The following is an 8,429-nucleotide window of genomic DNA, read 5'->3' on the forward strand; positions in this document are numbered from 1 at the left end:
GACGTGTGTCGTCGCGGGCCGCAGGCGGCAGCCCGGCAGGACAACGCTATGACGTACGCGCAGGTGAACACAGCGATCCGCAAGGTTTCGTGACTCTCACCACTTCCTTGACCGACAGTGGTGGAGATCCTGCTGGCGCCCGGTGATCCAGGCGTGATCCGTCCCGGTCCTGACAGCACCCCGTCTCGATCGATACTCTGGGGCCCTCCCCCAGCCCGCTTCTCGCCTCCAGGACCGTGATGAGCTCACGTCGATCCCCCGTACTTCTCCCGGCGCCGCTGCGTCGGGGCTCTAAGCCCCCGGCCCGAATCTCCTCGTCCGCCGGGCGCCGCTCGGGCGCCGTCTCCTTCGGTCTGACGCTGCTGGGCGCCCTGGGCTCGGGCTGGTGCCTCATCTCCACCGGACGCGCTCTGGGCGCCCTGCTGGTCTCCTCGCAGACCTCCGGCCTGCTCACCCAGGCGTTGGCGGCGGCCGTCCTGAGCGCCGCCTGTCAGCTGCTGTCCCAGTGGATCGCCCGCTCCAGCGCGCTCAGCGAGGAGGCTCACCTGCGCCGGCTCACGCTGGCACACCTGCTCGGTCTGGGTCCTGCGCGTGCCGCCGACGTCCGCAGCGGCGCCACCGCCTCCCTGCTGACCGACGGCGCCGAACGCGTGGCTCTCTACCGCCAAACCTTCCTGGCCCCGACCCTGGCCGCAGCCGCGGCACCCCTGCTGGTACTCATCGAGCTGGCCCTGACGGTCGACATGGTCCCGGCCCTGGTACTGGCCCTGGCCGTCGTCGTGGTACCCGCCTTCATCGCTTTCGCCCACTCTCGGCTGCGGACCTCGTCGTCGGACTCGAGGCGTGCACGCACGCGTCTGGCGGCCGAGTACCTCGACGCCATCCAGGGACTGCGGACCCTCACCCTGGCCCGGGCCGCAGAGCGCACCAGTGCCCGCCTACGCCTGGAGGGGGAGACGAATAGGCGCGCAGTCATGGGCCTGCTGGCGGGCAATCAGCTCGTCATCCTGCTCACCGACGGCCTCTTCTCACTCTTCCTCATCACCACGGCTGCAGGGATGGCCCTGCTGCGATTGTCCGCCGGGACGATCGACGCCGGAGACGCACTGGCGATCGTGCTGACCTCCTACGTGCTCCTGGAGCCGCTGGACCACGTGGGGGCCTTCTTCTACGTGGGGATGGGAGGCATGGCCAACCAGCGCGCCATCCGCCGGATCCTGTCGCGGCCTCTGCCGCAGTCCGCAGCACGTCCCGAAACACAGGCGGACACCTCAGCGAAGGAGGTACCACAGGCCTCCGTGGTGCTCGACGACGTCGGGGCCACGTGGGACGAGGATCCGGTGCTTGAGAGCGTGAGTCTGTCCGTGCATCGCGGCGAGCACCTGGCGGTCGTGGGGCCCTCGGGCGCCGGTAAGTCAACACTGATGGCAATGCTCGCCGGGAACCTTCTGCCCAGTAGCGGATCGCTGCGCATCGAGGGCACCGAACTCACCGCGACCACTCAGGACGAGGTGCGGGCCGCCTCCGCACTAGTGGCGCAGACGACGTGGCTGTTTACCGGCACGATCGCGAACAACCTGCGTCTGGCCCAACCGTGCGCGACGTCATCGCAGATGTGGCACGCCTTGGAGGTGGCCCGGTTGGACAAGGAGGTGTCCCTGATGCCTGAGGGGCTGGAAACACAAGTCGGTGAGGGCGGGCTCGGGCTGTCGGGCGGGCAGGCCCAGCGCCTGTCCCTGGCGCGCGCGGTCCTGGCCGACCGCCCCGTGCTTCTCCTGGACGAGCCCACCAGCCAGGTGGACCTGGCCAGCGAGACCGCCATCGTCGAGTCCATCGAGCAGCTGGCCCACGGCCGGACCGTCATCACCATCTCGCACCGTGCGGGGGCGCTGACCACCGTGGACCGGACCGTGAGGGTGGAGACTGGAGGCGTTCATGAGGTGGGCACCGCCAAGGCTCCCACCGCCGGCGCAGCAGACGGCACCGACGACGCCGAGGCCGATTCCCACGGAGCTGATGACGCCGCCGATGCGGCCGCCGGAAGGCGCGAGGAGCGGCGGGCATGATCCAGTCCAGACACTCATCAGCGGCTCGGCCGGACGAGAGCGACCAACTCGGTCAGGAGGAGGCCGATGTCTCGACACAGGCGCCGCCATCGCGCGCGGTGCTGGTGCGCTGGCTGCTGGCGGTCACCCGCCCGGTCCTGTCTCCGCTACTGGGCTCCACGTTGTGCCGCAGCGTCGCCATACTCAGCGGTGTGACCCTGTTCTCCTTAGGGGCCTACGCCGCAGCCTCAGTGGGACTGGCCATGGCGACCAGTGCCCCCGTGCCCAGCATCTGGCCGATTCTGGCTGTGATGGCGGGGCTCTCCCTACTCAAGGCCGCCCTGCGCTACGCCGAGCAGTTCCTTGGTCACCTGGTGGCCTTCAAGGCGCTCGAGCTGCTGCGCGGGCAGATCTTCCGCTCACTCATCCCCCGCTCCCCCAGGGTCAGCGTCACCTCCCACTCGGGCGATCTGCTGTCACGAGCCACCAAGGACGTGGACCGCATCGAGGTCTTCTTCGCCCACACCTTCGCCCCAGCGGTCTCGGCCGCCATCACTCCGGTCGTCGTGCTCACGGTCATCGGTCTGAAAGTCTCCTGGCCGGTGGCACTGTCGGTGTTTCCCCTCATGGTGTTCCAGCTGCTCATCGTGCCTCGTCTGGGTTTTACCGCCTCCCTGGAGGCATACCGGTCCGTCTCAGCGGCGCGAGCGGACCTCACTCAGCATGTCACTGACACGGTACAGGGCATGAGCGAGGTTGTCGGGTACGGATGCAGCCGGGAGCGTCTCGATGAGATGGCCGGGATCGACACCGAGATCGCCGGAGCCTCACGACTGAGCGTCCGGTGGGCCGCGCTGCGCCGGGGCGCCAACCAGCTTACGAGCCTGACCGCACCGATCGTCGTCGTCATGGTGGGGACGATGCTGCCTGCCACCGGCTCCGGTGAGGACGTGCCCCTTCTGGCGGCAGCCGCCGCGGCGGTGCTGCGGATGAGCGAGACCGTACGAGGCGTCGAGGAGCTCTCGGGAGCGCTCCATGCATCCTTCGCCTCGGCCGAGAGGGTATGGGAGATCGTCAACGCCCCGGTGGAGGTGCGCGACGGCGATGAGGAGCTGACCGGCGGTATCTCCCACGAGGTCCTGTGGCAGGACGTCAGCTACTCCTACCCGAGCACCGTGGCGCAGGCCGTGCGCGAGGTGAGCGCGAGGGCCAGGGCCGGGGAGTGGACTTGTGTCGTGGGAGCCTCGGGCTCGGGCAAGTCGACGCTGGCCCAGCTGGTGGTGCGCTTCGACGAGCCGGAGTCGGGCCGCATCCTCATCGACGGCCAGGACGTGGTCGGCCTGCGCGCGACCAGCCTTTATCAGGAGGTCGGGATGGTGGATCAGCGGATCCACCTCATGAGGGCCACGATCGCCGAGAACGTGCGCCTGGCGGCACCGTCGGCCACCGACGCCCAGGTACGCCGGGCCTGCCGAGCCGCCTGCATCGACGAGGACATCGAGGCCCTTGAGGACGGCTACGAGACTCTCGTGGGCGAGCGCGGCCAGTCCCTGTCCGGGGGCCAGCGTCAGCGTCTGGCACTGGCACGTGCCCTCCTTGCCCGCCCCGGGGTTCTCATCCTCGACGAGTTCACCTCCCACCTGGACCCCGACCTGGACGAGCGGGTGCGGGTTGGAGTGCGCACCTACCTGCCACAGGCCACGATCATTGAGATCACCCACCGCCTCCAGTGGTCCGAGCAGGCCGACCATGTCATCGTCATGGACGCGGGAACGGTGGTGCAGGCCGGTCCACCCGCCAAGCTCCTCGCCGAGCCCGGAGCGCTGCGAACATTGACCGCCCGCGGACGCTGACTGATGCAGGCGGACTGCACCGAGCGGGCCCCAGGGCTTCAGCAGCGCTGGCTCCCGCTCGGTCTTGGCGCGATACGGGCTCGGACTGAGCAGCTTCGAGCGGCCTACTCGTCGGAGCGGGTGGCGGCAGCGGAGACCTCCAGCTCCTCAGGGCTGACGACGCCCTTGACGCTGACGGCGTGGAGGTAGGCCATGCCGTCGAAGGAGAGCTCACGGGCATTCTCCGGGTCGCCCTCGTCGTTGACAGAGCCTCCCGCCATGCGGTCCACAATGATGGCGATGGCACCGTCACCGGTGACGTTCGTGGCGGTGCCGAAGGAGTCCAGGGCGATATAGGTGGCGATCATGAGAGCCACCTGCTGATCGTTGAAGCCGAGCATGGTGGACAGCAGGCCGGTGGCGGCCATGATGGCGCCCCCAGGAACGCCCGGTGCGGCCACCATCGTGATGCCGAGCATGAAGATGAAGCCGATCCACTGAGTGATGGAGACGTTCAGATCCTGGGTGAGGACGATGGCGAAGGCGAAGGAGAAGATCTTCGACGTCGACCCCGCCAGGTGGATCGTGGCGCACAGAGGGATGGTGAAGGACGCCACCGCGTCGGACACGCCGTTCTTCTTCGTCTGACGCAGAGTGACTGGGATCGTGGCCGCGGAGGAGGAGGTACCCAGTGCCGTGAGGTAGGCCGGCAGCATGGTGACCAGCGCCCTGAACGGGTTCCTGCGGCCAATGACACCGGCGACCACGAACTGAACGGTCAGGATGACGACCTCCAGGACGAGGACCACGATGACGACCCGCAAGAGCGCCTTCATGACGGCCCCGGCCGCACCGGTGTAGGTGAGGTTGAGGAAGATGCCGAAGATGTGCAGGGGCAGCAGCGGGATGATCATCCGCTCGATAAGGCGAGTGATGATGGCCCGGAACTCGATGAATCCCTTGCGCAGGACGCCCCGGGGCACCATGGACAGGCCGATTCCCAGGACGAAGGAGAGCAGCAGCGCGGTCATGACCTGGACGGCGGGCGGCATCTCAACGGTGAAGTAGCTGGTCAGTGCCCCCTCAGGCTTGGCGACGTCGGCCAAGGAGGTTCCGGCGAGCAGGCGGGGGAAGGTGACGGCACACACCAGGAAGGTGAGGAAGCCGGCGAAAAGGGTGGAGGTGTAGGCCAGGGCGGTGGTGATGCCGAGCCACTTCCCGGCACCGCGTCCTAGGTCGGCGATGGCGGGAGTCACCAGCCCGATGATGATGAGCGGGATGGCGAAGTTGAGGAACTGGCTGAAAAGGTCGGAGAAGGTCGCGAAGACGTTGCCGACGGGCTTGGGAACGGCGGGGTGGCCGCCGATCCGGATTGATCCCAGAAGCAGGGCCAGCACGATGGCGCCGATGACCCAGGTCAGGATGCTGTGGCTGAGACGGTGGCCCAGTGACGGCGGGGCCGAGGGATTGCGTGACATACAGGGACCTTCAGGGTGTGGAACGATGGCGGAACGTCTTGAGTGCCCCAGCGTGCCACAACGTCCGATCGCAGTGCGGCTCCGACCGACAAATGGGCACCCGCACGAGGCGGATCACAAGCAGCAAGGGGCTGCTTCACCAGGAGAAATCAGTGGTGCCGGCACAGCGGAGGCAGCGCTCACATGACATGGGGCAGATTTGCGTACGTGGAAAGAGTGAACAGGACCACGGCCAGACCGATACCGAAGACGACATCGAACAGGCGACTGCGCGCCGCCAGCCAGGTGCCGTCGGGGCGCTGGATCCGGACGATGGCCAGCGCCAGGATCCCTGCGGCCGCCCACAGGACGGCGAGGCGACGATGCCCCAGCAGCGCAATGACGGGAACCGCGGCCAGGCCGAGGGCCACAAGGACGACGCAGATCGTGCGGTAGGGCTCCTTGTGCTCGTCCTGCCGGGGATGCGGGTCGTGAGTCACGGAGACGAGCCTATCGGCGCACGGGGGCGCCGGTCCACGAGCTTCCTTCTCCACATCCCCCCTAACGCGCCGGCCGGCGCCCGATACAAGACCGCCGGGCACGAGGCCGCCGGGACATCAGTGGGCGAAGTGACGGGTGCCAGTGAAGTACATGGTGAGGCCGGCGGCCTGGGCGGCATCGATGACCTCCTGGTCGCGAATGGACCCACCGGGCTGAACGACGGCCCGCACCCCGGCGTCGATGAGGACCTGAAGCCCGTCGGCGAAGGGGAAGAAGGCATCGGAGGCGGCCACGGCACCGCGAGCGCGCTCCGGTGCGGCAATGGTGCCCCCCAGGACCTCGGCGGCGTCAGCCCCGCCGACGGCACCCTTCTCCTTCTGGGAGCTGTTGACTGCGGCGTCGCCGGTGGAGCGGGAACCCAGGGTGTTGGCGCGCTCGACGGCCAGCCTGCAGGAGTCGACGCGGTTGACCTGCCCCATCCCCACTCCGACGGTGGCGCCGTCGTGGGCCAGGAGGACCGCATTGGAGCGCACGGCACGCACCGAGCGCCAGGCGAAGGCGAGATCAGCCAGGAGCGCGTCGTCCGCGACGGGCCCTGCGGCCAGGGTCCAGGTCGCCGGGTCGTCGCCGTCGGCGCTGAGCACGTCGCGCTCCTGGATGACGGCGCCGCCTGAGACCTGCTTGATCTCGTAGCCCTCGCGCTGGGGGGCCTCGACGACGAGCAGACGGAGGTTCTTCTTGGTGGACAGGATCTCCACGGCCTCGTCGGCGAAGGCCGGGGCGGCGACCACCTCGGTGAAGACCGGCTTGATCTGACGTGCCATCTCGCCGGTGACGACTGTGTTGGTGGCGATGACACCGCCGTAGGCCGAGACCGGGTCGCAGGCGTGGGCCTTGCGGTGAGCCTCAGCGACGTCACCGGTGGCCGAGATGGCGATGCCGCAGGGGTTGGCGTGCTTGACGACGGCGACCGTGACGGCCTGGCCGTGGTCGTAGGCGGCGCGCACGGCGGCGTCGGTGTCGGTGTAGTTGTTGTAGCTCATGGCCTTGCCGTGGAGCTGGCGGGCGCCGGCCACTCCCCCGCTCGCCCCGGCGGTGCGGTAGACGGCGGCCCGCTGGTGGGGGTTCTCCCCGTAGCGCAGGCTCGTCAGGCGCTCGTATCCGACACCGATGTAGGCGGGCGGCGCGGCAGGCTCCCCCGAGTCGGTTACGTCTGCGGCGTCGGCAGTGTTCACAACGCCGTCGGCCTCGACCTGCCCGGCCAGCCATGTGGACACGGCGGCGTCGTAGGCGGCGGTGTGGGCGAAGGCCTCGGCGGCCAGCCGGCGGCGGGCGGCCAGGGTGAAGCCGCCCTCGCGCACAGCGGCGGCGACGGCGTCGTAGCGCGCGGGACTGGTGACAACAGCGACGGCGGGGTGGTTCTTGGCGGCGGCGCGCACCATGGCGGGGCCGCCGATGTCGATCTGCTCGACGCAGGCGTCGAAGGGGGCTCCGGAGGCGACGGTGTCGGAGAAGGGGTAGAGGTTGACGACGACCAGGTCGATGGGGGTCACGCCCAGGGTCCCCAGCTGGTCGAGGTGGTCGGGCTTGCGGCGATCGGCGAGGATGCCGGCATGAACGGCTGGGTGGAGGGTTTTGACTCGGCCCTCGAGGCACTCCGGCAAGCCGGTGACCTCCTCCACCGGGGTGACGGCCAGGCCCGCGGCGGCGATGGTGGCGGCGGTGGAACCGGTGGAGACGATCTCGACACCGGCGTCGGCCAGGGCCCGAGCGAGCGGAACGAGGCCGGTCTTGTCGTAGACGGAGACGAGGGCGCGGCGCACGGGGACGCGGTCGGGGCTGACGAGGCCCTCGGTGGGGACGTGGGCGGTGGGAACCGCCTCGGCGGCTGTGTTGACCGGTCGGGGAGAACGAGAGGACGACGAGGACATGGCGCTCCTGCTGCAACGTGGGGGCGGGACGCCCAGGCGGGCGACGTCCCGTTCGTGGACGGCCTCGGCCGCTCCCCGGTGGTGCCCCACCCTCGCCAGTCACGGCCGGGACCATCCTATCGAGTGGTGGCGCTCAGGCCACCAGGCCGGCACGGTTCTGTCATCCTGTCTTCATCGGAGACGTCGCTGCTGGCGAATCGGCCGACCGAACGGCCTGTTTCCTTGCGGGCGGCTTGAGGGACCGCATACAGTCCACAGCATGACTGCGCCCATCAACATCGCAGCAACACCGGTATATCGGAGGACTCCCCCGGAGCAGTGGCAGGAGGCCGCCTCCGCCTACCGGCGCTGGTGGAACCGCCACCCGGGATTGTCCAGTGCCCTGAACCTGGTGGTGCGCGGAGCCTACGTCCTGATGATCCCGCTGCTCATCGCCGCCCTGGTGATGGTGCCACGGCTGGCCTACGCCGCCGTGCCGGCGGCCTTCATGGCCGTGTGCCTCATGGTGGTGGCCCTCCTGGCGCGCACACGCACCATCAGCTGGCGCTCGGTTCTGCTCATGTACGGTGTCGGCGCCGCCTGGTCGCTCGTCGTGGCCGCCATCATGAGCTCGGTGCGTACCCGCGCAGGCCTGTCCGTCATGGGCAACGGGAGGAGTATCGC

The 8,429-nt window shown here is 69.1% G+C and carries 5 protein-coding genes, 1 pseudogene and 1 riboswitch; of the genes and pseudogenes, 3 read left to right on the top strand and 3 right to left on the bottom strand.

Going from position 1 to position 8,429, the window contains the following annotated elements; translation table 11 throughout:
* Positions 1-239: 239 nt before the first annotated feature.
* The gene (locus tag RWR81_RS10980) at positions 240-2,066 is read left to right on the top strand and encodes an ABC transporter ATP-binding protein (protein WP_314457717.1); all 1,827 of its coding nucleotides are present in this window, start codon (positions 240-242) and stop codon (positions 2,064-2,066) included.
* On the top strand, positions 2,063-3,898 hold the full coding sequence (locus RWR81_RS10985; protein WP_314454576.1) for an ABC transporter ATP-binding protein: 1,836 nt from the start codon (positions 2,063-2,065) through the stop codon (positions 3,896-3,898). Before RWR81_RS10980 ends, RWR81_RS10985 begins: the two co-directional genes overlap by 4 nt.
* A 104-nt stretch (positions 3,899-4,002) precedes the next feature.
* Here RWR81_RS10985 and RWR81_RS10990 read toward each other — a convergent pair whose 3' ends face one another.
* The 3 genes from RWR81_RS10990 to purH all read right to left on the bottom strand — a co-directional run bounded on the left by RWR81_RS10990 (position 4,003) and on the right by purH (position 7,766).
* A complete protein-coding gene (locus RWR81_RS10990; protein ID WP_314454573.1) occupies positions 4,003-5,355 on the bottom strand; it encodes a dicarboxylate/amino acid:cation symporter in 1,353 nt (450 codons plus the stop codon).
* Between the two features lie 179 nt (positions 5,356-5,534).
* On the bottom strand, positions 5,535-5,834 hold the full coding sequence (locus RWR81_RS10995) for a DUF3017 domain-containing protein (protein ID WP_314454571.1): 300 nt from the start codon (positions 5,832-5,834) through the stop codon (positions 5,535-5,537).
* A 117-nt stretch (positions 5,835-5,951) separates the two neighbouring features.
* Positions 5,952-7,766, bottom strand: a complete 1,815-nt coding sequence (gene purH, locus RWR81_RS11000) for a bifunctional phosphoribosylaminoimidazolecarboxamide formyltransferase/IMP cyclohydrolase (RefSeq protein ID WP_314457719.1) — start codon at positions 7,764-7,766, stop codon at positions 5,952-5,954.
* Between the two features lie 23 nt (positions 7,767-7,789).
* A riboswitch (ZMP/ZTP riboswitch) is annotated at positions 7,790-7,879 on the bottom strand.
* Positions 7,880-8,025: 146 nt separating this feature from the next.
* Here purH and RWR81_RS11005 point away from each other — a divergent pair.
* Positions 8,026-8,429: pseudogene (locus tag RWR81_RS11005) on the top strand (hypothetical protein); the annotation flags it as partial.

This window comes from uncultured Actinomyces sp. (assembly GCF_963526355.1).
In the GTDB taxonomy this organism is placed as follows: Bacteria; Actinomycetota; Actinomycetes; order Actinomycetales; family Actinomycetaceae; genus Actinomyces.

What these genes read in the sequence shown, in the direction of transcription:
- RWR81_RS10980 (WP_314457717.1), top strand. Translation starts at nt 240, where the DNA reads ATGAGCTCACGTCGATCCCCCGTACTTCTCCCGGCGCCGCTGCGTCGG.
- RWR81_RS10985 (WP_314454576.1), top strand. Translation starts at nt 2,063, where the DNA reads ATGATCCAGTCCAGACACTCATCAGCGGCTCGGCCGGACGAGAGCGAC.
- purH (WP_314457719.1), bottom strand. Translation starts at nt 7,766, where the DNA reads ATGTCCTCGTCGTCCTCTCGTTCTCCCCGACCGGTCAACACAGCCGCC.
- RWR81_RS10990 (WP_314454573.1), bottom strand. Translation starts at nt 5,355, where the DNA reads ATGTCACGCAATCCCTCGGCCCCGCCGTCACTGGGCCACCGTCTCAGC.